The 23,998-nt window shown below is 59.1% G+C and carries 18 protein-coding genes and 1 tRNA gene; 10 read left to right on the forward strand and 9 right to left on the reverse strand.

The features are described 5' to 3' along the window. Positions 1-476: 476 nt before the first annotated feature. The 4 genes from BN1241_RS01825 to BN1241_RS01840 form a co-directional block, all read right to left on the reverse strand. Positions 477-4,262, reverse strand: coding sequence for a lamin tail domain-containing protein (locus BN1241_RS01825; protein ID WP_054952025.1), 3,786 nt, complete (start codon positions 4,260-4,262; stop codon positions 477-479). A gap of 490 nt (positions 4,263-4,752) precedes the next feature. Beyond that, positions 4,753-5,304: a peptide deformylase gene (def, locus tag BN1241_RS01830; RefSeq protein ID WP_054952026.1), complete on the reverse strand. Its 552-nt coding sequence runs from the start codon at positions 5,302-5,304 to the stop codon at positions 4,753-4,755. Positions 5,305-5,412: 108 nt separating this feature from the next. Beyond that, positions 5,413-6,066, reverse strand: a complete 654-nt coding sequence (orn, locus tag BN1241_RS01835; RefSeq protein ID WP_261795454.1) for an oligoribonuclease — start codon at positions 6,064-6,066, stop codon at positions 5,413-5,415. A 55-nt stretch (positions 6,067-6,121) separates the two neighbouring features. Beyond that, positions 6,122-6,194 (reverse strand) — tRNA-Arg (locus tag BN1241_RS01840). Positions 6,195-6,279: 85 nt separating this feature from the next. Here BN1241_RS01840 and BN1241_RS01845 point away from each other — a divergent pair. From BN1241_RS01845 to ettA, 4 genes are all read left to right on the forward strand, one after another. Beyond that, complete coding sequence (locus tag BN1241_RS01845) at positions 6,280-7,836, forward strand: GTPase (RefSeq protein ID WP_054952028.1); 1,557 nt, start codon at positions 6,280-6,282, stop codon at positions 7,834-7,836. Continuing rightward, positions 7,833-9,296 (forward strand): GTP-binding protein, encoded by a 1,464-nt coding sequence (locus BN1241_RS01850; protein WP_054952029.1) that lies wholly within the window; start codon positions 7,833-7,835, stop codon positions 9,294-9,296. Before BN1241_RS01845 ends, BN1241_RS01850 begins: the two co-directional genes overlap by 4 nt. Before the next feature lie 98 nt (positions 9,297-9,394). Further along, positions 9,395-9,784, forward strand: coding sequence for a single-stranded DNA-binding protein (locus BN1241_RS01855; protein WP_054952030.1), 390 nt, complete (start codon positions 9,395-9,397; stop codon positions 9,782-9,784). 48 nt (positions 9,785-9,832) lie between these two features. Beyond that, complete coding sequence (ettA, locus tag BN1241_RS01860) at positions 9,833-11,515, forward strand: energy-dependent translational throttle protein EttA (RefSeq protein WP_054952031.1); 1,683 nt, start codon at positions 9,833-9,835, stop codon at positions 11,513-11,515. 179 nt (positions 11,516-11,694) lie between these two features. On the opposite strand, the gene BN1241_RS01865 is transcribed toward ettA, so the two are convergent. Next, the gene (locus tag BN1241_RS01865; protein WP_054952032.1) at positions 11,695-12,597 is read right to left on the reverse strand and encodes an acyl-CoA thioesterase; all 903 of its coding nucleotides are present in this window, start codon (positions 12,595-12,597) and stop codon (positions 11,695-11,697) included. 199 nt (positions 12,598-12,796) lie between these two features. Here BN1241_RS01865 and malQ point away from each other — a divergent pair, with 199 nt between their 5' ends. The 3 genes from malQ to BN1241_RS01880 are packed head-to-tail and all read left to right on the forward strand — an operon-like array spanning position 12,797 to position 15,600. After that, positions 12,797-14,935, forward strand: a complete 2,139-nt coding sequence (malQ, locus tag BN1241_RS01870) for a 4-alpha-glucanotransferase (protein WP_054952033.1) — start codon at positions 12,797-12,799, stop codon at positions 14,933-14,935. Positions 14,936-14,950: 15 nt separating this feature from the next. Then, complete coding sequence (locus BN1241_RS01875; RefSeq protein ID WP_054952034.1) at positions 14,951-15,175, forward strand: PTS sugar transporter subunit IIB; 225 nt, start codon at positions 14,951-14,953, stop codon at positions 15,173-15,175. Further along, complete coding sequence (locus BN1241_RS01880) at positions 15,172-15,600, forward strand: PTS sugar transporter subunit IIA (RefSeq protein WP_077138234.1); 429 nt, start codon at positions 15,172-15,174, stop codon at positions 15,598-15,600. Before BN1241_RS01875 ends, BN1241_RS01880 begins: the two co-directional genes overlap by 4 nt. 183 nt (positions 15,601-15,783) lie before the next feature. On the opposite strand, the gene pepN is transcribed toward BN1241_RS01880, so the two are convergent. Then, positions 15,784-18,321, reverse strand: a complete 2,538-nt coding sequence (pepN, locus tag BN1241_RS01885; RefSeq protein ID WP_054952036.1) for an aminopeptidase N — start codon at positions 18,319-18,321, stop codon at positions 15,784-15,786. A 129-nt stretch (positions 18,322-18,450) separates the two neighbouring features. Between pepN and BN1241_RS01890 the strand changes: the two genes are divergently transcribed. Together BN1241_RS01890 and BN1241_RS01895 are read left to right on the forward strand one after the other, a co-directional pair. After that, positions 18,451-19,056 carry a mycothiol-dependent nitroreductase Rv2466c family protein gene (locus BN1241_RS01890; protein WP_054952037.1) on the forward strand — a complete coding sequence of 202 codons (606 nt, stop codon included), beginning with the start codon at positions 18,451-18,453 and terminating at the stop codon, positions 19,054-19,056. Next, the gene (locus BN1241_RS01895) at positions 19,053-19,706 is read left to right on the forward strand and encodes a hypothetical protein (RefSeq protein ID WP_054952038.1); all 654 of its coding nucleotides are present in this window, start codon (positions 19,053-19,055) and stop codon (positions 19,704-19,706) included. The genes BN1241_RS01890 and BN1241_RS01895 overlap by 4 nt, the downstream gene beginning before the upstream one ends. Positions 19,707-20,138: 432 nt before the next feature. Here BN1241_RS01895 and BN1241_RS01900 read toward each other — a convergent pair whose 3' ends face one another. Then, complete coding sequence (locus tag BN1241_RS01900) at positions 20,139-22,124, reverse strand: M13 family metallopeptidase (RefSeq protein WP_054952039.1); 1,986 nt, start codon at positions 22,122-22,124, stop codon at positions 20,139-20,141. 202 nt (positions 22,125-22,326) lie between these two features. Here BN1241_RS01900 and BN1241_RS01905 point away from each other — a divergent pair, with 202 nt between their 5' ends. Beyond that, positions 22,327-22,665: a hypothetical protein gene (locus BN1241_RS01905; RefSeq protein ID WP_054952040.1), complete on the forward strand. Its 339-nt coding sequence runs from the start codon at positions 22,327-22,329 to the stop codon at positions 22,663-22,665. A gap of 43 nt (positions 22,666-22,708) precedes the next feature. Here BN1241_RS01905 and BN1241_RS01910 read toward each other — a convergent pair whose 3' ends face one another. Together BN1241_RS01910 and epsC are read right to left on the reverse strand one after the other, a co-directional pair. Next, a complete protein-coding gene (locus BN1241_RS01910; RefSeq protein WP_054952041.1) occupies positions 22,709-23,308 on the reverse strand; it encodes a hypothetical protein in 600 nt (199 codons plus the stop codon). 107 nt (positions 23,309-23,415) lie between these two features. Then, positions 23,416-23,997, reverse strand: a complete 582-nt coding sequence (epsC, locus tag BN1241_RS01915) for a serine O-acetyltransferase EpsC (protein ID WP_054952042.1) — start codon at positions 23,995-23,997, stop codon at positions 23,416-23,418. Position 23,998: the final 1 nt, after the last annotated feature.

Raw genomic sequence — 23,998 nt, forward strand, 5'->3', positions numbered from 1 at the left:
GTGACTTCGTGCCAAGTCGGTGTGAGAAAAGTATTGCCCGAAGGTTTGCTTGTGAAATGTCTCAAGGGACGAGTAATCCTGATTGCGAGGTGCAACCGTGAAATGCGATCCGGCATGACCCTATTTCTCCCATACACTCAGCATTGAATGTGAATGATCTCGATCGTTTGAGATCTACGAGAATCGTACGACTATGCGCGGGCAATAATCTGTCGAAAATCAGAAGACTGTGATTTAAAAATGAGTTTTACAGGTTAGGAGCTTGGAACTAGACGTTCAATAGGTCAAAAGTCCCTGCCTTGATGAGATGGTATTTCTCGATTCAAGAATGGTCTAGGAGCAAAATGTTCCTAAGATTGATCGATTGAGGTGGTCACTTGAATTGTGAGTTAAGGGAAATGCTCGGGCGGGGCGAGCATCTTATGGTGCTCGCCCCGCCTGCTGTTTGTAAGTACTTCCTATGAGGCTTATGGGTGTTATCGGACGACTCGGTTGACGACGGGTGTGTCGATTCCGTCTCCATTCCAGTCTCCGACATGAACGGTGTCGCTGGGGCGGCCGTAGTTGAGTGCCAGGTCGGCAGCGCCACCGGTCAGCTTGTTGGAAACGTAGAACTTGTTGCCACGGCGGACTGCGAATGAGTCTGCCCCGTCGCCGTCGTAGTCTCCTGCGAACACCTGGTCGGCTGCCCTTCCGTAGTTGAACTTGAGGGAGGCGTTGCCGCCCTTCAGTTCGTTATTGAGGTGGAAGGTGTTGCCGCGGCGCAGTGTGATGGTGTCCTTACCATCACCGTTCCAGTCGCCGGTATGGACCTCGTCGCCTGCGCGACCGTAGTTGAACTTGAGTGAGGCGTTCCCACCCTTCAGCTCGTTGTTGAGGTGGAAGGTGGTGCCGCGAACAACACCGAAGGTGTCCTTGCCATCGCCATTCCAGTCGCCCACAATGACGCGGTCACCGGTGCGTCCGTAGGTGAACTTGATGTTGGCGTTCCCACCCTTCAGCTCGTTGTTGACGTAGAAGGTGGTGCCGCGGCGGACAGCGAGCGTGTCCTTGCCATCACCATTCCAGTCTCCGACGAGTACCTCGTCGCCTGCGCGACCGTAGGCAAGACGTACATCTTCCTTGGTGGAGGTCCAGCCGTTGACGAAGTAGAAAAGGTTGCCCTTCTCAGGCTTTGGCTGGGGTGTGGGCTCTTCCGGTTCTTCGGTGCCGGGTTCTTCAGGGTCAACAGGTGCGTTGGTGCAGTCGTACTGAACGGACTTGAGTGAACCGGTCTTGACTCCGTCTTCGAAGAACCAGGCGGGACGGGATCCGTCGACGCACTGGTCGGACAGAGCGAAGCCTTCGTTGTTGAGGTTCTCCATGCCTGCCGGGCGGGTCATGTGAACGATGTCGGGGGAATCGGTGCCGTTGAGAGTGGCAAGGGCAATGACGCCGTTGTAGCCATCATCGGACACTATGAAGAGGTTACCCGTGAGGGAATCGTAGTTCAGTGCCATCGCACCACCGATGAGGGAGTCGATCTCGGAAACGAGCTTGGCTGTGCCATCGGGGTTCAGGACGAAGGCGTAGACCTGACCGTTGTCTTCCAAGGCAACGAAGAACACGCCATCAGCCACAACGCCCGGGTAGTTGGCCGAGTCGAATGGTGCGCCGGTGTTGGTGTCCCAGAGCCTGCCATTCACATCGTCGAATCCGACCCATTCGATTGCTTCGATACCCATGTTGGCCGAAACACTGGGGAGGAGATCGGTGATGTCCCATTCGGTGGAGGCAACGACATCAGGTCCTGCCGTATTGGGGTCGATCTGGAGGATTGCGTTGAAATTGACGCCCTTGGCGGAGTTGTCGCGCTCGATTGCGAGATACAGGTTTCCGTCCCCTGCGATGGTGATACCTTCAGCATCGGGGCCAGCAGCTGCCGGGTTTTCTGCATCCTTGATGAAGCGAGCACGCTTGGGAGTATCCCAGCCCTCTGCGGGGCTGACACTGCCATCCTGTGCCGCGTTCAGCTTCCAGAAGGCACCGGTTCCGTTGTCAACGGCCCAGAGGATGCCATCGGCGTAGTCGAGACCCGAGGAGTCCTCGAGGAACATGGTGGTGGCGTCGATGACGGTGACATCCTGAGCACCCTGCCAGTCGATGAGGTCGGGGATGCCGGGGCAGTCGTTGCGTTTACCCGGGGTGGGTGCCGAAGTGTCTGCGAATGCGCCGGTCATGTCAGGGCAGCGGCCGTAGGTCTGCTTGGCGTGAGCTTCCCAGGCGTAGGTCTGGATGAGGAGGTCCTCATCGTAAATGCGAACCTCGTCGGCGCCGCCGAGACCGAAGTCGAGATCGTCGATCACGAGATAGCTGCGTGCGGGGACGGTCGTGCCATCGGCGATGGTATAGACGTTGTCGTCTTTGTTGTCCGAGATCGTGAGGCCGGAGATATCGAGATCCTCATCGAGCGGGTTGGCAAGCTCGATCCAGTCCGGACCATCAACCGCATCGCTCGACTCGATTTCGTTGAGAATGACGGGGTTGCCGCAGGCGTTCATGGAACCCTTGGTGGATGCCTGAATGTCGATGAAGTCGCCGGTGCCATCGGGGCAGCGCGCGTGGACGCCGGCCGCGTGGTCGGTCCAGCCTTCTTCGGCAACGGTCACGCCGTTGGCGTCACGGATCGTGACAACGTCTTCCTTGCCAAGTCCGAACGTGAAGTGTTCGGCTCCGTCGAAGACGAAGTATGCGCCCGGTTCCAGCATGGTGCCTTCGGGTAGCGGGCTGACGTCGTTTGCGTGGCCGATCGGATCGTTGTCCATCAGCGTCCACCCGGAGATGTCAACCGCGAAATCAGAGTTGTTCTTGATCTCAGCCCAGTCGGTGAGGTCACCGTTGGACTCAATCTCGTTGATGACAACGGCGGGGGTGACACAGTCGTTAGGGCTGCCAATCGTGGCGTTCGCGAGCGCGAAGGGGCCGGTGCCGTCCGGGCAGCGAGCAAAGGTAGCTGCAAGCTCGTCACCATCAATGTTGGCGTGCTCTGTCCACGAATGCTGATCAAGAAGAGAACCTTGCGCGTCGTAGAGGCGGATGGAGTCGCCGGAGCCGATGCCGATGGCGGCACCGAAGGTGCCGTCTTCGTAAGCACCGGTCTGATCGTTCCAGACCTGGCCGGCAGAGTCTGCCTCAACGACGAGGAACTGGCCGGGGGTGAGGGTGGTGCCGGTGGGGAACTTCCAGCGGTGATCGTCAGAGTTGTCGCGAACCTCGTAACCGGAGATATCCAGGTCGGTATCACCCGGGTTGTAGAACTCAACGAAGTCAGCAGGAGCGGAGTCAATCTCGTTGATGACGATGCTTCCGGCTGTAGGTTCGGGAGCGGGCTGTTCACAGTTGTTCGGACTGCCGAGGGTCACCTCGCCAGCGTGTGCGAAGTCGCCCGTGCCGTCGGGGCAGCGCGACCAGTCGCCGAGGGGAGCGGTTGCCTCGTACGCGTACTCGTCAACGAACTCGCCATCGGCGTTCATGAGCCTGACAGAGTCACCCTTGCCAAGCCCAAACAGGAAGTCAACATCATTGACGAGCACGAGGTACTCGCCCGGTTCGAGGGTTCCGGACAGGTCACCCCCGCCGGGGCGTTCCTTGTCGTCGTGGATCGACCAACCCGTGAGGTCAACTGCTTCCGTGCCCGCGTTGAACAACTCTATCGAGTCAGCATGTCCGCGACCAACCGGATCGTCGTAAACGATCTCGTTGACAACAATGTCAGAGGTTACCGGTTCCGGTGCCGGGGCAGCCGGAACATTTGGAGCACCTTTCGTGGATTCGCGCGACGGAACAACCGAACCATCCTCGGCACGGATGTAAGTGATCTCGGCATGGCCCATGCCATCCCAGCTGAAGGTGTCGATGAGGGCGCCCGTATGGTCGTAGAGGCGAACGGTGTCGTTGCCGCCAAGACCAAAGTCGAAGTCGCCTTCTCCATTAGCCAAGAGCTCGTCAAAGACCAGGTATTCGCCAGGAGCAATCGCGGTACCGGCTTCGATAATGTACTCGTGAGTATCGTCATCGTCCTTCAGTACGTAGCCCGACAGGTCAATTGTTTCGTCAGAACCGTTGCTCAGTTCGATCCAATCGCCGGGCACGCCGCCCGAGGACTCAACCTCTGAAATATAAACGCCGGGGATGACGGCGCTGGCGGGTGGCAGGGCAACAAGAGTGCCGAAGCCGAGTCCCACCGCTCCACAAACCGCAAGCGCAGCACGCATGGTGGCCATGGTGATCCTTTACAGTAGTAAACTTACGCGCCTAGAGTCTCACCACAATGGAACCTTTTGATTGCCGTTAGGCCAATTCCAGGTAAATAGCACAGGTAAGTGGGCCAAGATTACACGGCCAGGATTTCACGCAGAGTAACCCGGGAAATTTATGAGCGAAATAATGCTCAGTTGATTCCGTTGCACACCGGTCTAATAGGCCTGCCCAGCGTGGGGTTTGCCAGTTATAGCGTGGAGTTTTTCAGAAATAACGGGTACGTGGCTAAGTCGATTGGACCGTGAGCTTGGTTGGGCTGGGGTGAGGAATGGCAGGCACAAGAAAATGACCTGCGGGAGTGAAGGTATCTGTGGGCAATTGATTGGCCCGTGAGGAGGGAATGGCGCTCGCGGAATATTCTTGTATCCCTACGCGGTTATCTCTTTGAGTTTCGTGAGCTTTCTGGCTCGAGTAGAGCAAGTCGTGGCTACCTGATGAACCGGGGATAGAGGATCAGTGGGCTTCTCCAGGAGTCCACTTAGTATTCTCGGATCCCCACTTGTTGTCCTGGTAGAAGCTGGCAGCTTTGCTTGAGAAGGGTTCTGCCAGTCGGTCCACGTAGAGGGTTCCTTGGAGGTGGTCGTATTCGTGTTGAAGGATGCGGGCGAACCATCCATCGGCTTCCAGCTCGTACGGTTTACCATCGAGCCCCTGGGCTCGCAGGAGCGCTCGCGGGCTACGCCTAAGCTGATACTTCACACCGGGGAAAGACAGGCATCCTTCGGCATCTTCCTCCGTTGTCCCACCAGGCTGAATGGGCTCAATAAAGAGTTGTGGGTTGATGGCCACGCCGCGTGCCGGTGCCGCGGTCTGGTTGGCGTAGACCCAGACAAAGGCTTGTTTCCCGATTCCGATCTGCGGTGCTGCAAGTCCAACACCCGGTGCTGCGACCGTGGTCTCGTACATGTTCTCCACTAGCTCCGCCAAGTCCTCGTTGAATTCGGTGACGGGCTCGGCGGGGGAGTGCAGAGTGGGGTGGCCGGTGATGTAGATCGGAAGAATCATAAGTAAAGACTATCCCGCCCCGAGCAAGGTGCTGGGGCGGAATCAGACGATATTGGATGGCACGATGGTGGCTCAAACGAATTGCTTGAACCGGGAGTTCGCGCCAGTTCAGCTCTTGCTGTCAAATTCCTCGATCTTGAAGGATTCCTGGGTGCGTGAGTTCAGGATCTCGGTAGCCTTTTCCTTGGCCTGGTCCGTTGAGGGGCCGTCGCCTTCGGGGAAGAGGATAGAACGGTAGTAGCGGAGTTCGTCGATCGAATCGTAGATGTCTCCAAGAGCCCTGTGGTTACCAAACTTCTCGGGAGCCGCGAAGTAGGCGCGGGGGTACCAGCGGCGAGCAAGTTCCTTGATGGTGGAGACGTCGATGACTCGGTAGTGGAGGTAGTCGATGACCGCCGGCATGTCCCTCACCAGGAAGGCCTTGTCCGTGCCAACCGAGTTGCCGCCGAGCGGCGCCTTGCCCTTGGGGACGCGTTCTGACAGGTAGGAGAGGATGGTGCGCTCGGCTTCTTTGAGCTCCATGCCGTCTTCCCATTCCTTGATGAGGCCAGAGTCGGTGTGCATCTTCGTCACGAACTCACCCATGGAAGCGAGTGCCTCGGGGGTGGGTTTGATGACGAGGTCGATGCCTTCATCGAAAGGGTTGAGATCGGAGTCGGTGATGACAACGGAGACTTCGACAAGACCGTCGTTCTCCAGGTCAAGGCCCGTCATCTCACAGTCGATCCACACAATGGGATTGCTTGCTTGCTTGATAACCACGTACGAGCCTTTCACGAGTCGGGTTCTTTTGCGCCCCGAGGGGCTTCCCCTTGAGTGCCCCCAGCAGGATTCGAACCTGCAACCTACGGATTAGAAGGCCGTTGCTCTATCCATTGAGCTATGGAGGCGTGGGCGTGTGCCCGTTAAATCTTAGCGCACCTATTTGTTTTCGCTGTGCAACACCTGGTGGCAGTTTTCGGTAAGAATAGAGGGGTGAGTTCTCCGTATGCTGCTTCCAGGCTTGCTCGCCTCGTCACCGAAACGATCGAGGCGCTCCAAGACGTGTCTTTCCCACTTCCCGTGCCCGGCATTCTCGAGCTCAGGCAAGCGCAGCGCGATCTGCAAACCCAGCTGTCCACCCGGCTTCTTCCGCATCTTCTCGAGGATGCTGTCCCCGCCATCGTCGTCTTCGGCGGGTCGAGTGGCGCTGGCAAATCCACGATCCTCAACTCCCTCATCGGTGAGGATGTGTCGGAAGCATCGGTTATTCGCCCCACCACGAGAACCCCCGTCCTCGTATTTCATCCGGACGATGAGCAGGCCATGGAGGGGCACCTGCTGACAGAGATTTGTGACGTAATAGTCACCGAGAGTGCCATTCCTGGTATTGCACTCATCGACGCTCCCGACCTGGATTCGATTGATGCGGGGAACAGAAGCACCTCGCAGACCCTGCTCAATGCTGCGGACCTATGGATTTTTGTCACGACCGCATCCCGCTACGGCGATCACGTTGCCTGGTCGACACTGACGGAGGCATATACGCGGGGCATGACCACCGCGGTCGTTCTCAACAGACTCCCCGCGCGAGCGAAGGTGGCAGTGCGTGCTGATCTCATGAAGAGGATGGCGGAGGGTGGCATGGGAGAATCCCCGCTCTTCATCCTGGACGATGCTGGCCCAACCGATGGCAGGCTTGATCCCGAACGGGTGAACGAGCTCAAGCAGTGGCTTGAGCTCATGCAGGCAACTCGCGCCTCCAAGTCCCTCGTGTCCCGCACCTCGCGGGCACTCATGCCCGCCACCAGACGCGAGCTCCTCGAACTTGCAGATGCTGCGACAGCGCAGACCGATGCAGCGGAAAGCCTCAAGGAGGGTGCGAGGACGGCCGCGGAGGAACCGACCGAGAAGTTCAATGCCGCCGTTACCTCCGGCAGGCTCGCAAGCGGAGCCCCCACAACCCAGTGGCTCTCGCTTGCCTCCACGGGTGGTCCACTCGCCTCACTTGTTACCGGCAGGGATCTGCTATTTCCCAGCCGGACCATTGCGAAACGTGACAAAGCCTCCGCCTCCATCGCCGAGGCTATCGACGATGCCCTTGCTGTGACGCTACGGCAGATCCTTATTGATGTGCGGGACCGTGCCGACTATGCATGGTCCATGTCCTATGTCGATACCTCCGAACTCAAGGTCGATGTCGATATTGAGGCACTCGTTCAAGAAGCCGTGCAGAGGTGGCAGGACGACTCGCTGGCTGCCGCACGCCGAGTGAAGGGCGGAATCTCGAGAAAGGTGAGCGAGGATGGCCTCGCAGGCTTACTGCGTGCCGGGGCAAGCGGCCTGAACGGTGTTCAAACCGCACTCAAAAGCGGCGGCGCCGAAGGCGGCCTGTCACGTACTCAGCGCGCACTCAAAGATCGGTGCGAGAATTCCATCAACTCGGTAGTAGAACGGTATGTGGCCGTAATCGATGATTTGGAAATGCCGGATAGCTCGATGCTTCGACTCCGGGCACGTGAACTTGTTGATGCTGTTTGGGAGAAAGAATGAATGATCTAGTGGTTGAGGAAGTCGAAGCCAAATTCACCGCCATCGAAAAGGGCATGGACTTCGGCAAGGGACATATCGAGCCATTCCAGCTGGCAAGAGCCCAGCAGGATCTGGCCGCGGTGCGGCATCGCATGGACCTGGGCATGGGGCTCACCGTTGTTGCCCTCGTGGGTGGAACCGGTTCGGGCAAGTCCACGACCTTCAATGCGATCACCGATCTCGAGTTTGCTGACTCGGGGGAGCTGCGCCCCACGACGGAACGAGCAACCGCCTGCACCTGGGGCGACGAAGCTGGTCCCATGCTCGACTTCCTCGGTGTCGACCAGGATCGCCGGATCCGGAAGGCCTCAATCCTGACCGATGAGGAACCGGAGTTCGAGGGGCTCGTTCTTCTCGACCTTCCCGACCACGACTCCGTTCAGGTTGCCCACTCGGTACAGGTCACCGAGCTCATGCCTCTCGTTGATCTCCTCATCTGGGTTCTTGATCCCCAAAAGTATGCGGACCAAGCGTTGCATGCCGGCTACCTCCAGGCCCTCGAGCGTCGCCAAGATTCCATGCTTGTTGTCCTCAACCAGATCGATACCGTTCCCTTCGAGCACCGCGACCGCATCGTTGCCGATGTCCGAGAGGTGCTGAAGAAGGACGGTCTTGAGGGGGTTCCGGTCCTCACATCCTCGGCTTTGAACATGGAGGGGATTGACGAGATCAAGGCACACATTGCTGCCGCTGTTGCGAAGCCCTCCATCAATGCCGTCACTGCAGGAGCCGAACTGGAGGCAATAGCGCAGCGACTCCAGCGCAGCGTTGGCCCGGCAGAAGCCGAGGTGACCGATGAGAGCCTGCGCCCGGTTGCCGATCAGCTGTCACGTGCTGCCGGAATCGGTGCCGTCGCGGACTCCATCCGCGCTTCCGGTGAGTCCTGGGGACAGCACGCCCTGGCAAAGCCCGAACAGCCGGCCACCTCGACAGTTGATGCGATTCGCGATGGATGGCTGGACACGGTCAAAAAGGACCTGCCGGCCTCGTGGGCCAAGAATCTGACCGAGGTCGTGTCGGGCCCCGAGAAGCTGAGGCGACGGGTCAACGAAGCGATCAGCTCCGTCCCGGTCACGAACCCTACGTCGGGAAATGCTCGCCTCATCATGGGCCTTGGCATCCTCCTCATCCTGGCTGGTATCGGAGTTGGGGTTGCGGAGCTCATGAGCGCCGGCTTCCCGTTCGCCGAATCCATGTGGAACTGGATCACAGCCGGTGTTCTCGTGCTCGTGGGCCTGTGGGCATTCTTCATGGCAGGCTCGCTACGAAAGAATGCGGCAAAGAGAGCGGCCGATAGTTACGAGCAGCGCGTCGACGACGAGATTCTTGTTGCTCTGCGGGAGAACCTGGGTGAGCCCGCACAGGCAGTGCTGGGCAAGCACCGCTCAGCCCGGGAAGAACTAGCCAAAGCCAGCGAATAAGTCCACAAAAACTAGATTAGGAAGCCCCTCGAGAAAGGGGCTTCCGCCTTCTTCAGGTGCCTTGCTGGTGGGGTGTCATGGTGGGGAAGGAGGGACACATGAATAACGAAATACAGGTGTCAGTTCGAGGATTTGCCGGTGGCGAGGCCACCCTTTACGAGAGCGAAGGGAAAACTCCCTACTGCACGTTCAGGGTCGGTGCGAGCTGGATGAGAGGAAGCGGGGAAAATCGAGAGTCCGTGACGGAATGGTTCACGGTCAAGACCTACGCAGAACTCGCTAACAACTGCGCGGTCTCAATCCAGAAGGGCACACCCGTGCTCGTGCGAGGCAGGCTTGAGACTGAAACCTATGCATCGAAAGACGAGCCGTCTCAAATGAGGACCGCGCTGGTTATCCGAGCAGATTCGGTAGGAATCGAGCTGGGCCGGGGCTCGGCACAGTATTTTAAGACTCCCCTTCCGGCTGAGGAGTCTGCCAGCGCGTGAGCCCTGCGGTAACCTTGTGACAGCAAACTTTCAACACAAGGGAGAACTGTGGCTGAGTACATCTACTCAATGGTCCGAGCCCGGAAAAAGATTGGCGACAAGCTCATTCTCGACGATGTCACCATGGCGTTCCTGCCCGGTGCCAAGATCGGTATGGTCGGTCCCAACGGTGCCGGTAAATCAACGATCCTCAAGATCATGGCTGGCCTCGACACACCGTCGAACGGTGAAGCACGCCTGGCCCCCGGATACACGGTCGGTATCCTTCTTCAGGAACCACCCCTGAATGAAGAGAAGACCGTTCTCGGTAATGTTCAGGAAGGCGTTGCCGACATCCTCGGCAAGGTCAACCGCTTCAACGAAATCGGCGAAGAAATGGGCAACCCCGACGCTGACTTCGACGCGCTCATGGAAGAAATGGGCAAGCTCCAGACCGAGATCGATGCCGCAAACGCATGGGATCTCGACTCGCAGCTCCAACAGGCCATGGATGCACTCCGGTGCCCTCCGGCCGATTCCCCGGTCACCCACCTTTCCGGTGGTGAGCGCCGCCGTGTCGCACTGTGCCGCCTGCTTCTCGAGCAGCCCGACCTGCTGCTCCTTGACGAGCCCACGAACCACTTGGATGCCGAGTCGGTTCTGTGGCTCGAGCAGCACCTGTCCAAGTACCCCGGCGCCGTCATTGCCGTGACGCACGATAGGTACTTCCTTGACCACGTGGCCGAATGGATCGCCGAAGTCGACCGCGGTCGCCTCTACCCGTACGAGGGGAACTACTCGACCTACCTGGAGAAGAAGCGTGAACGCCTCGAAATCCAGGGCAAGAAGGACGCCAAGCTTGCGAAGCGCCTGAAGGACGAGCTCGAATGGGTCCGTTCTTCCGCCAAGGGCCGCCAGGCCAAGTCCAAGGCGCGTCTCGATCGCTACGAGGAAATGGCCGCCGAAGCGGAGCAGACGAGGAAGCTGGACTTCGAAGAGATCCAGATCCCGCCCGGCCCCCGCCTCGGCAACGTTGTCATTGAAGCCAAGAACCTCAAGAAGGGCTTCGATGATCGAGTCCTCATCGAGGACCTGTCGTTCTCGCTCCCGCGTAACGGCATCGTCGGCGTCATTGGTCCCAACGGTGTTGGTAAGACCACGCTGTTCAAGACCATCGTTGGTCTCGAGCCGCTTGACGAGGGGGAGCTGAAGGTCGGCGAGACCGTCCAGATCTCCTACGTTGACCAGACCCGTGCCGGCATCGACCCCAACAAGACCCTGTGGGAGGTCGTGTCCGACGGACTCGACTACATCCAGGTCGGCAAGGTCGAAATGCCGTCACGAGCCTACGTGTCCGCCTTTGGTTTCAAGGGTGCGGATCAGCAGAAGCCGGCCGGAGTTCTCTCCGGTGGTGAACGCAACCGCCTCAACCTGGCACTTACGCTCAAGCAGGGCGGCAACCTCCTGCTCCTTGACGAACCGACGAACGACCTCGACGTCGAAACCCTCGGATCACTTGAGAATGCGCTTCTTGAGTTCCCCGGTTGCGCCGTTGTCGTCACGCACGACCGCTGGTTCCTTGACCGCGTCGCGACCCACATCCTCGCCTACGAAGGTACCGCCGAGAACCCCGCCAACTGGTACTGGTTCGAGGGTAACTTCGAATCCTACGAGAAGAACAAGGTGGAACGACTCGGTGCAGAGGCAGCTCGCCCCAGCTCCGTCACCTACCGGAAGCTGACCCGCGACTAAGACAACCGTTGTTTCGTGGCCACATAACGTAACTCGAAACAACATGTTGAGACAGAGAGGGCCGGTCGTCAATATTGACGACCGGCCCTTACTCTGTGTTTCTGTTATTTCTTGAACCGCTTGTGTCTTGAACCCCTGCTAAAGCCATCCACTATTCGATGGATGGTCCCCGGAGGAGGTTACTTGGTGGGCTCGGGTGCGCGGACCATGCCCTCCTGGGCCATCGTGGCAACGAGCTTGCCGTCCTGGAAGAACTTGGCGAGGGAGAGGCCGCGGCCGCCCTGGGCGGAGGGGCTGTGAAGTTCGGCCAGGATCCAATCGGACGGATCCACATCCCGGTGCCACCACGTGGTGTGGTCCAGGGTCGCGAGCGAAATCTTCGGAGTCGACCAGGACAGGTGATGGCTCAGCAAGATGGGTTCCAACATGAACTGGTCAGCACCGTACGCCAGGATCGCACGCTTCTGAGTCTGGGTGGCTGCTTTGGGAAGCGGGGTTCGCATCTTGAACCACACGTAGTTCGTTGAGCGAATCTCCTTGGCAGGGCGAAGATAAACCTGACCGTTAACGTGCCTCATGTCGAGCGAGTTCGTGGACGACATGAAGCGGGCGGCCGGATGATCGACGGAAGAGAATAGGTCAACGGATGACTGGAAGTTCTCTGGTCCTGGGACGTCCGGCATCTCATCAGCATGCTCGACCCCGTCCTGCTTCACCTGGAAGGAATCACGGGCGGAGAAAATGATCTCACCGTCCTGCATGGCGTGCACGAGGCGGGTGGAGAAAGACCTGCCATCGTTAATAATGTCAACCTTGAAATCGATTTCCTTTTTCACATCACCGGGGCGCAGGAATGCTGCGGTTTGGGAATGGACGAGCCGATCTTCTGAATTCTCAAACGTGTCGGCGGCTGCAATGACTGCCTGGGCGAGAACCTGGCCGCCGTAAACCCGTCCTGACAACTGGGCGAGGTTTGAGTGCCCGCGGTACAGGTTATCCCCGAGCCTTTCCAGGCGCAGGGTGTGCAAGAGGGAGGCGAGGGGCTCCGTTGAGCTCGTCGGAATATCGATGGCGTTGTCCATTTTTCTCCTTTTCCTCAGTACACACTAACCGAGAATGCTGAAAGTCAGCACGGGGGACAAGTGGATGGTCACATGGCTATTTGATGACTTGGAAACATCGTGGAAAAGGTTGGAGATAGTGAGCTGAATGTGCTGGATGTTGCATATTTTCTGGCAGAATGGGAAAGAATGCTCACAGCTGTTGCGAAAGGCCATCCATATGAGTGTCTCGCCCTCACGTTCAACCCTGACGGAACTTGCATCCGCCTACGGTGTGTCAACCCAGTTCTGGGGTTATGACGGGCGACAGCGCGACATTGCCGACAAGGTCCTCATCAAGGTCCTGGCCGCAATGGGAGTCGATGCGAGCACCGAGGAAGCCTCCAGCGCAGCGATCGTCGATCGTGAGCTGGACGAGTGGCGCAGAGTTCTCCCACCCTCCGTTGTGCACCGTCAGAACTCCGAGAAGACCATCTACGCACACGTGCCTGCCGGCACCCGCGTTAGCCTCACCGTCATCCTCGAAGAGAGCGGGAAAGAGTGGCCTCTGTCGCAGGTTGAGGACTGGACCGGTGACCGCCAGGTCGATGGTGAACAGATTGGCAGGGCTTCGTTCCTTGCGCCCGGGGATCTTCCCCTCGGCTGGCATACGCTCCGAGCAACCCTGGAAGACGGTTCCATCGCCGAGTGTGCGTTTGCGATGACACCAGACCGGCTGGACGAACCAAAGATTGCGACTTCCCGATCCTGGGGTGTTGCGGCCCAGCTCTATTCGGTTCGCTCCTCGAAATCCTGGGGCATTGGAGACTTCTCCGACCTCGCGGACCTCAACGCTGTGTTTGGTCATGAGGGGGCTGACTTCCTTCAAATCAACCCCGTGCACGCAGCCGAGCCCGTGGGCCACATGTCGCCCTCCCCGTACCTTCCCGTGACCCGGCGCTTCGTGAACCCCATCTATATTCGTCCCGAAGCGATCCAGGAAGCGGCCTACCTGACCGGGCCCCAACGCTCACTCCTGGACTGGGGAGGCGAAGAGAAACGAGCCTCCTCCCTCCGCAACGAATACCTTGACCGCGATGAGGTGTGGGAAACCAAGAGGCAGGCACTCGAAATCATCTTCGGTGTACCCCGGACCTTTGCTCGCCAGGCTGCCTTCGACAAGTACCGGTCGGAAGAGGGGCAGGGGCTCACGGACTTCGCACTGTGGTGTGCCCTGTGCGAAAAGTATCCGAAGGGATTCCCCGAGAACCTCCAAACCGTCCGCTCTGTCTACGTGGCGCGTGAACGCCGCGAGCTAGCCGACCGGATCGAGTTCTGGTCCTGGCTCCAGTGGGTTGCCGACGAACAGCTGCAACGGGCACAGGAGTCCGCGCTCGCGGCGGGAATGAACATCGGCATCTGCGCGGACCTTGCCGTTGGCGTGCACCCGCTCGGTGCCGACGTGTGGTCACTACCGAAGGCATTTGCTCGTGGAGTGACCGTGGGAGCTCCCGCCGACATGTACAACCAGCAGGGCCAGGACTGGTCCCAGCCGCCGTGGCGCCCCAATTATCTGGCCGAGTCCGCATACCAGCCTCTACGTGACATGATTCGGACCGTGCTCCGCCACGCGGGCATGCTCCGCGTCGACCACATTGCTGGCTTCTTTAGGCTCTGGTGGATCCCGAACGGGCATATGGCCTCCGAGGGTACGTACGTGAACTACGATCACGAGGCCATGATCGGCATCATGCTCCTTGAAGCGCACCGTGCCGGTGCGATCCTCGTGGGCGAGGATCTTGGGACCGTGGAACCATGGGTGCGTGACTTCCTTAAGGCCCGCGGCATCTACGGCACATCCGTGTTCTGGTTCGAGAAGGAAGAGGACGGGAAGCCGCTGCGTCCCGAGAACTATCGCCGCGAAGTACTCGCCTCCGTCAACACTCACGACCTGCCCCCTGCAGCCGGTTACATTGCCGGTGAGCACGTGGATCTGCGCGAGCGACTTGGGTTGCTCGAACAGGATGTCGAGACCGTGCGGGCCGAGGCCCGGGAAGAACTCAACCAGACTCTCGAGCGGCTACGGGAATACGACCTGGTGGGGGAGAACCCAACCGAGCGGGAAATTGTTGAGGCTCTCTATGCCTACATCGCCCAAGCCTCCTCCACGTTCGTCTCCGTTTCCCTTGTTGATGCAGTGGGTGAGAGGCGTGCCCAGAATCAGCCGGGTACGGATCAGGAGTATCCGAACTGGCGTGTTCCGCTTGCTGACGGGACCGAAGAGGTCGTTCTAGTGGGCGATATTCCGTCGCACGCTCGTGTCACTTCGCTACTCGATTCGTTTCGACACGCACTGGGTGACGATAACCGGCTACTCTAAGTGCAAGGAGGAATCATGGACAAAGTTGAGTCTCTGGTAGCTGCTCTGGGCGGCAAGGACAATATTTCCTCAGTCGAGGCTTGCATCACCCGCATCCGTGTCGTCGTTAATTCCACCGACCAGGTGTCGGAGCAGGATCTGAAAGACAGCGGCGCATACGACGTAGTCGTTCAGGCCAATAATGTTGTGCAGGTTGTTCTCGGCCCCGAAGCCGAAAATATTGCGGAGCGCATGGTTTGAACCTAAAATCCCCCATCACGGGGACCGTACTCAGCCTTGAGTCGGTCCCCGATCCCGTATTCTCCAGTTACATGCTCGGACCCGGACTTGCGATCTATCCAGAAGTACACGACGGTACCCTGACACTGCATTCACCCTCCCAGGGTAAAATAACGAGCGTCCGCAGGCACGCTGTCATCGTTAAAGGCTGCCTCGTGCACGCCGGTATCGATACCTACAACAGCGAAGCACTGACCGCTCTCGTGTCCGAAGGTGACGTGGCCGAGGTCGGCACCCCGCTTATTTCCGTCGACCTGGAAAAGCTCGGCGAGCTCTCGTCCATGGTCATCGTGACCTTCCCGCAGAAGGGTCTCCACTCGTGGAAGCAGACCGCTAAGCCAGGTACGCAAGTAAGCGTTGGAGAGGTTCTCGGCTCAATCGCCTGATCCTCACGCTCACGCGTACGGCCCCAGTAACGGATTGAGCAAACAACCAGCCAACAGAAATGGGCAAAAGAACTAGGTAACAGTCTTCGCGAAAGAAGCGGTGGAGGTCAGAACCCAAAGGTTCTGACCTCCACTCAATCGTTAGACCCTAGCGGGTCGGCACCAGGTCCGCCAGATATGGCCCTATGCGTGACGGGCCGCGTCGGTTGCCTGGGCCTTGAGTGCTCGCCTCGTGTAGTCGGCGTGTTCGACGATGATGCGGCGCAGGGACGGTGCCGCATCAGGGTTTGCCTCCAGCCAGCTGTTGAGACTTCCTTCAACATCGATGTTGCGACCGATGATGCTGGGGGTGAACATGCGGGTGGCGAGCTGCTGTGCCATCTCGTATGTCTGGGACTCCCACACTCCCGATAGGGATTCGAGGTAACGGGAGAAGAACGGTTCAAGAACCGCGGGATCCCCTGCCTGGAAGCCCAGCAGTGCGCTGCGCTGCTGCAGGTTTGGCAGGCCGCCACTGATCAGGGCAGAAAAGGCGGCCTCTTTTGATTCGAGGGTGGGCAGGGAGGCGCGTGCCCGCCATGCCGACTCCCGTCCGGTCGCCGTATTGTCCCGCTCGAGTTCGGCCTCAATGGAATCGGTGTTGATCCGGCCGGCTGAGGCCAGTCCCTGCAAGACTGTCCACCTGCCATCCGTATCCAGTTCGAAACCATTCGGCAGGTTCTCGCCCGTGAGCCAGGCTTCGAGGCGATCGAGCTGCGCCGGGGTTGTGGCGCGGCGGGCCGCTTCCAAAGCAACCTGGAACTGCACTTCCGAGCCGGGCTCGGCACGGTCGGCGATCGCGAAGAGCTCCTCCGCAACCGAGGCAACGAGCTCGTCACGGTGGTCGGGTGCGGAGTAGATGGTGGCTGCCATGACCGTGTTCATGAGCAGGACGCGAAGCACGGTCGGGTGGGTTTCTGTCTCAATCGCACGCAGGGAAAGGGCCGTGTAGTCCGTTGCGGCAAGTTCGCCGTCGCGGCACATGTCCCACGCAGCATCGAGCACGAGGGTGCGGGAGAGCTGATCCTCAAACGCGTCGATGTGGTTGATTGCGGTCTCGAGTGAACGGTCGTCGAGACGAATCTTTGTGTAGGCCAAGTCTCCGTCGTTCAGCAGAACGAGGTCGGCGATGTTTTCTCCGATGAGCTCCTCAACCGTGGTCGCATCTCCGGTGACGTCGAGTTCAACCCTGCGACGCAGGACGAGGCCACCATCAACCAAATCGTAGAGGCCGACTCCCATGCGGTGGGGGCGGACGTTGGCGGAGTTGCCGAGCTCTTGACGGATAACGAAACCGGTGATCGTGTCATTTTCGACCGTGAGCTCGGGGCGGGCGAGGGTGACACCGGATTCCTCCAGCCACAGCTGTGACCACTCGGACAGGTCGCGTCCCGAGGCTTCCTCGAGTTCGCCGAGGAGGTCGCTGAGCTCCGTATTGCCCCACGAGTGCTTCGTGAAGTAGTTGGACAACCCGGTCATGAACTCCTTGCGACCCACGTATGCCACGAGTTGCTTGAGAACCGAGGCGCCCTTGCCGTAGGTGATGCCATCAAAGTTGGCCCACACCTCTTCCAGGTCCGATACGTCGGTGACGATGGGGTGGGTGGAGGTGAGCTGGTCCGCGTTCATCGCCCACGACTTTTCCGAGGCCAGGAAGGTCTGCCAGGCCCGATCCCAGCGCGTTGCTTCATCGGCAGCGAGGTGAGACATGAACTCGGCAAAGGACTCGTTCAGCCACAGGTCGTTCCACCACCGCATGGTGACAAGGTCACCGAACCACATGTGGGCAAGTTCGTGGAGGATGGTAATGGCGCGGCGCTCGATCATGGCGCCGGTCGCGCGGGACCGGAACACGTACGATTCCGTGATGGTCACGGCACCGGCGTTCTCCATCGCCCCAGCATTGAATTCGGGAACGAAGATCTGGTCGTATTTGCGGAACGGGTAGGCGTGGCCGTACTCGTTCTCAAAGAAACCAAAACCGGCCTTTGTGATGTCGAGAACCTCGTCGGCATCGAGATGCTCGGCAAGGGAAGCACGGCAGTAAACACCGAGGGGGATGGTCCTCCCATCAACGCTCACCAGTTCGGATTCCGCACCCTCGTATGGGCCAGCAACGATCGCGGTCAGGTAGGAGGAGATTTTTTCGGTCGGGGAGAACACCCACAGTGCCGAGTCATCATCGACCTTTTCCGGCGTGGGCGTGGGGGAGTTGGAGAACACCTTCCAGTGCTTCGGGGCCGTCACCTCGAACACGTACTCGGCCTTGATGTCGGGCTGCTCAAAGACAGCGAACACGCGCCTCGCGTCAGCCACCTCGAACTGGGTGTAGAGGTAGGTTTCGTTGTCGACCGGGTCAACGAACTTGTGCATGCCTTCACCGGTGTTCATGAACGAACAGGTCGCATCGACAACAACCTCGTTCTGTTCTTTCAGGCCGGTGAGGTGAATGCGGGAATCGGCGTGAGCGGATACGTCGACGGGTTCACCGTTGAGGAGGATGGAGTTGACCGTGCCGATCAGGTCAAGAAATGTCTCATCTGAGGTGGCAGAAAAGTTGAGGGTGGTGATGGAGGAGAAGGTGGTCTCTCCCCTCAAGTCCAACTGCACCCGGTACGACTGTGCGTCGATGGCGGATGAGCGCGTGGTGGCCTCAGTGCGAGTGAGGTTCTCTCCTGGCATGAATGTCCTTTCAATCATGTGCACGGGTAGTGGCGTGCTCTCGTCTAACAGTACTTGCCCGGCCGGAAATACGCTGAGCGCTGAGCCGGAGTACTTGGTGGAAAACCCGATGTGCGGGACCATAGTGGCATGGCTGACAAAATTGAATTCTGGTTTGATCCCTCCTGCCCCTGGTGCTGGATGACGTCCCGTTGGATTGCTGACGAGATCGTCCCCAACCGCGACGTCGAGGTCACGTGGCACGTCCTGTCCCTCAACTACCTCAACAGGGGTAGGGATTTGGATGCTCGCTACGCGAAGATGATGGACGACGCTCTCCTGGGGGCCCAGGTCTCTGTCGGAGTGGGCGAAGTGTATGGACAGGAAGCCCTCGGTAACTTCTACACCGAGGTTGGTAACCGCTTCCACCCGGGCGGCCGCGTGAACGACAAGGATGCGATCATCGAAGCCCTCGAGGCACTCGAACTCGACACTAACCTCGTCGACCGTGCCGAGGCCGGCGAGTTTAATGAGGCCATGGAAGCGCAGCTCAAGGGAGCAACCGACCTTGTTGGCACCGACGTTGGTGTGCCCACCATTTCAGTCAACGGCCAGGCCTTCTTCGGTCCCGTTGTCACTCCCACGCCCCGCGGTGACGATGCTCTTCGCCTCTTCGATGGTGCGGTGCTGATGGCCAGCGTTCCCGGCTTCTACGAAATCAAGCGCTCCCGCGACAAGGGGCCCTCCTTCGAATGATCAGGAAACTTACCGCCCTCACGCTCGTCGGGCTCGGGGTACTCACTGCCTGCTCTGATTCTGAGGAGACTAGCGATAGCACCTCTCCGGAGAAGCTCGAGACCCGGGATCCCGAAACCGGCAGCAATACCGATAGCGGCAACACTGATGGCACGGATGACACCGGCACCGAGGAAACCATGGTCGTCGAAGGCGACACGGCAACATCCTCCGACGGCCGGTACTCCTTCACCCTTTCCGAAGGGTGGCAGGCATACCCGGCTCCGCTCGGTGACAACGTCAACATCTCTGTTCTCCTCGTAGCCAGCGTCAACAACGCCGAGTTCGTCCCGAACGTCGTGGGCACGTGGCTGGACGACGATGGCACGCTTCCCGAAACCTACGAGGACTGGGCCGGCCAAGCTGAAGAAGTACTCGGAGGCGAAGGTGTTGAGGTAAGCGAACCGGATCCCATCGAGATCGACGGTGAATCCGTTCGTGGCGTCCAGGTCACCCAGACCGTGGATGGTATCGACATCGTCCAGGTTGTCTACCTCCTGATTGCGGAGGATGGAGTCCAGGAGCTGGCATTCGCTACCGCAGCCGAGGACTTCGAGACCAACATTGAGGACGCGAAGGCGATGATGGAATCCATGACCGCCAACAACTAGACCCCAATGCCCCACTGAATGCAGTGGGGCAAGGGTTAGATAGAGGGTTGTGGGACGGTAGCTAAGTACCGTCCCACGGCCCTCTTCTTACTTTTTTCACTCCGTCCTAGGCTCGGTTGCCTGACATGCTCGTATCTTGTCTAAATGATTGGCCGGTGATTATTGACCAATTGGGTCGAGACAAGGCCCCAGGTCTCGAAGGGATCAAGCCTAGTTGGACTGAGTCCTTGATGAGCCCAGGTGAAAAGACTTAGGCCTCAAGGCGCTCAAGCCTTAAAGAACTCAAGCCTCGAAGGGATGAGCTAGAAAGATGTGGAGCGGCCCGATACGGGCCGCTCCTAGCGAGATGATCGGAAAACTACCTGGGGTAGCTGACCATGTCGCCTTAGTCTTGTTTGCTCTCGTTCATTTGGATGAACGGGCGGTGTTTATCTACCAGATGGTGACGCGTTCTTCCTCCGGGAGGTAGAGCTCATCGCCTTCCGCGACGTTGAATGCCTCCTGGAAAGCGGTGAGGTTCTTGGCGGCACCGTTGCATCGGAACTCGGCGGGGGAGTGCGGGTCAACGGACAGCATGACGATCGCAAACTCGTCGCGTGACTTCTCCTTCCAGATCCGAGCCCACGAGTAGAATACACGCTGGGTTGCCGTTACACCGTCAATGCTGGGAGCATCTGCCAGGCTTGCGTAACCCTGCCTCTTGAGTGCGATCTCGTAGGCCTTGAGGGCAATCGTGAGGCCACCGAGGTCACCAATGTTCTCGCCGATCGTGAGTGCACCGTTGACGCGATGTTCGGAGTCCTTGCCGAGCTGGGCGGGGATGTAGGCGTCGTACTGTTTGATGAGGGCGCCGGCACGCTTCTCAAACTCTGCACGGTCCTCGTCGGTCCACCAGTTGTTGAGGCGTCCGGTCTCGTCGTACTTGGAGCCCTGGTCGTCAAAGCCGTGGCCGATCTCGTGGCCAATAACCGCACCGATACCACCGTAGTTCCATGCGTCGTCAGCTTCCGGGTCGAAGAAGGGAGGCTGGAGGATCGCTGCGGGGAACACGATCTCGTTCCATACGGGGTTGTAGTAGGCGTTGACCATCTGGGGAGGCATGAACCATTCGTCGCGGTCCATGGGGGTGCCGAGCTTGGCAATCGAACGGTCCGTTTCGAACGAAGCAGAGTCGCGGACGTTGGCCACCAGGTCGGAGCCGATTGAGAGGGCCGAGTAGTCACGCCACTTGTTCGGGTATCCGATCTTGGGGATGAAGGTGGAGAGCTTCTTCAGTGCCTTCTTCTTCGTGTCCTCACCCATCCAGTTCAGGTTCTGGATCGAGATCCGGTAGGCCTCGAGGAGGTCAGCAACCAGCTGCTCCATCTTCGCCTTGTGGGTGGGTGGGAAGTGGCGTTCCACGTAGATCTTGCCGAGTGCTTCACCGAGAACACCGGACACGAGGGCAACGCCGCGCTTCCAGCGTTCCTTCTGTTCGGTGGTTCCCATGAGCGTGGTTCCGAAGAATTCGAAGCGCTTGTGGGAAATCTGCTCGGTGAGGTACGCACCGCGTGCCACTGCCACCTGGAATGTCAGGTATTCCTTCAGCACGTCGAGGTCGGTTTCTTCCCACAGTTTCGCGGCCCCACGCAGAGCATCCGGGGTCAGAACAATGACCTTGTCCAGGTGCTCGGTAGGAATGCCGACAGCGTCGCGTGCAGCATCCCAATCAAAACCGGGAGCGGAGGCAACAAAGTCGTTCCACGACATCGGGTTGTTGATCTTGTCCGTGTCACGGGTGGTGACAACATCGTCGTGGTGGGAGGCGAGAGCGGTCTCGAACTCAACAATGTGGTTGGCTGCCTCCTCGGGGTTGGCGAGAATCCCGGTCAGCTCAAGATATTCACGTACGAAGGTCTTGAACGCTGCCAGAGTCTCGGCGTGCTGTTCGCTACGGTAGTACGCCTCGTCCGGCAGGCTCAATCCCGACTGTCCCAGGAACAGGACGTAGGAGTCCGGGTCGTTGAGGTCAGCATCCACGTCAAGGTCGAACGGGACCTTCACACCCGTGCGGGTGAGGGTGCCGGCGGCGCTTGCGAGAGCGGCCTTGGTTTGGGCGAGAGAGATCTGCTCCAGATCCTCACGCAACGGATCCACACCCGCCTTATTCAGCACCTCGGTGTTCATGAACGACGAGAAGTAGTCAGCAATCTTCTGAGCATCCCCAGACGGTGAGCCCTCGGTCAGCTCGTCAATAATGTCCTTGACCCTCGCCTCGGACTGTTCATTCAGATCGTAGAACGACCCATCGCGAGGACGGTCTGCTGGGATCTCGTGGCTATCCAGCCAGGCACCATTGACCCAACGAAAGAGATCATCTTGGATTCGTACCGACTGCTTAGCGTTCGCGACAACGTCACGAAGAATAGAATCTGTCATTGCCCCAGTCTAAGCCGAACCACTCCGGCTCCGGCCGGTTACAAGCGCTACGCGAACAGGGACCAGGCAATATGGGCACCTCATGCCCTGATGAACCGAAGAACGCACATTTGAAGCCACAGGTGCAAGGGTCGGTTATCGGTCAGGCCAACGAGTCACGTCGTGATCCCTGGTTGATCGGGGTTGCCAGTAGGATCGGGCCATGGCTCAATACTTGCCGATATTCAACGGCGCAGCCGACGAGACAGAGCAGGCTAGTCTGAGCGAGCAGGACCAGATGGAGTTCCTTGTAGCCTGGGGCAAGTGGGCAGGAGAACATGAATCCAGTCTTCGCGACCCGGGAGCACCACTCTTTCGCAAGAAACGAGTGACGGCAGGAAGTGTTGAAGAGATTGAGGACGGCAGGGTCGCCTACGCGATTGTGGAGACCGATTCCCACGAGAGCGCGGTCAAGATTTTTGCCACCCATCCGCACCTGAGCCTCATGGCGGGCAACTCAATCGATGTTCTCGAGTGCCCCGAGGCCCCTCCGAACACCTAGGCAACTGCGATCACTGGAGCAATTGTGGGATAGAAGGTTTGGGTTACCTGTTGCTGTTCACGGAGATGCCGAGCGAGGCGGCGATGTGCAGGAGCATCGCAAACGGTGTGAGCCAGGGAAGCAGATCGATCAGCCAGGCAGAAACACCAACGAGGACACCGCCGGTCAGGAAGCTGATGAGCGGAGTCCCGTCGTACCCAGTAAAGGTCGCCAGGGTGCGCACAATGTGTCCTGACGTGCCGTCTGCGGTGATGGTCTTTGACCAGCGCTTGCCGCGTGCGAACTCGGCCAGCGCCCCACACAGGAGCCACGTGCCGGCGATGAGGATTGCGTCCTGATATCCGGCGGACTGGTGGGTGATGAGGAGTATGACAAGGCCTGTGGTGATGCCAGCAGCCACTGCAAGACCAACAGCGGGATGCTTCGGGCCCGTCCGCAGGTACAGAATACCGGCCAGCTGAACAACAAACCATCCCACGACCGTCAGTGCGGCAATGAGAAGCGCATGTGTCACGTTGCCGATCAGGATGATGCCGGCGATGAGGGTGATGAGAGCGATCCCGGTGAGAAGCAGGCCGCGGTTGCGGGCCTGGCGGATGCTTGCCCGGTAATCGGGGTTCGAAGAGTAGTCACTGGCGGTCATACGGACCACTGTAAAGCGCGAGTGTGGAGATAGCAGAATGGCGACCCTCTTGGGCCGCCATTCTCACACCGAGGGTGCGTGCGTGTCTCTTTCCGTCTTCTGGGAGGTTAGATCCAGATGGCGGGGTCGATCTGCGGCTCCATGACTGGCACTTCCCGGTTCTTGGCAGGAACTCCGACGGCGGTCACTCCTGCCGGGACGTCCTTCACCACGACCGCGTTTGCGCCGACCTGGGAGTCATCACCGAGAGTGATTGGTCCCAGGACCTTCGCTCCCGCACCGATCGTCACGCGGTTGCCGACCGTAGGATGGCGCTTGCCCTTGTTGAGGGAAACGCCACCCAGAGTCGTACCGTGGTAGATCATGACGTCCTCACCAACTTCGGCGGTTTCGCCGATGACAACTCCCATGCCGTGGTCGATGAACATCCGCCTTCCGAGTTTCGCTCCGGGGTGGATTTCGATGCCGGTGATGGCACGGGCTGCCTGCGAGAGTAGGCGGGCTGGCAACTTCAGTGCCTCGGACTTGTTCCACATGGCGTGCGAAACCCTGTGCGCCCACAGGGCGTGCACCCCGGGATAACCGAGTGCCACCTCAAGGTTGGAGCGTGCCGCAGGATCGTGCTTGCGTGCCGCCTCCAAGTCCTCCTTGAGGATCGTGCGAAGTGAGACACCACGTGGAATTGGCATT

This window comes from Flaviflexus massiliensis (genome assembly GCF_001375495.1).
GTDB classification, from domain to species: Bacteria; Actinomycetota; Actinomycetes; order Actinomycetales; family Actinomycetaceae; genus Flaviflexus; species Flaviflexus massiliensis.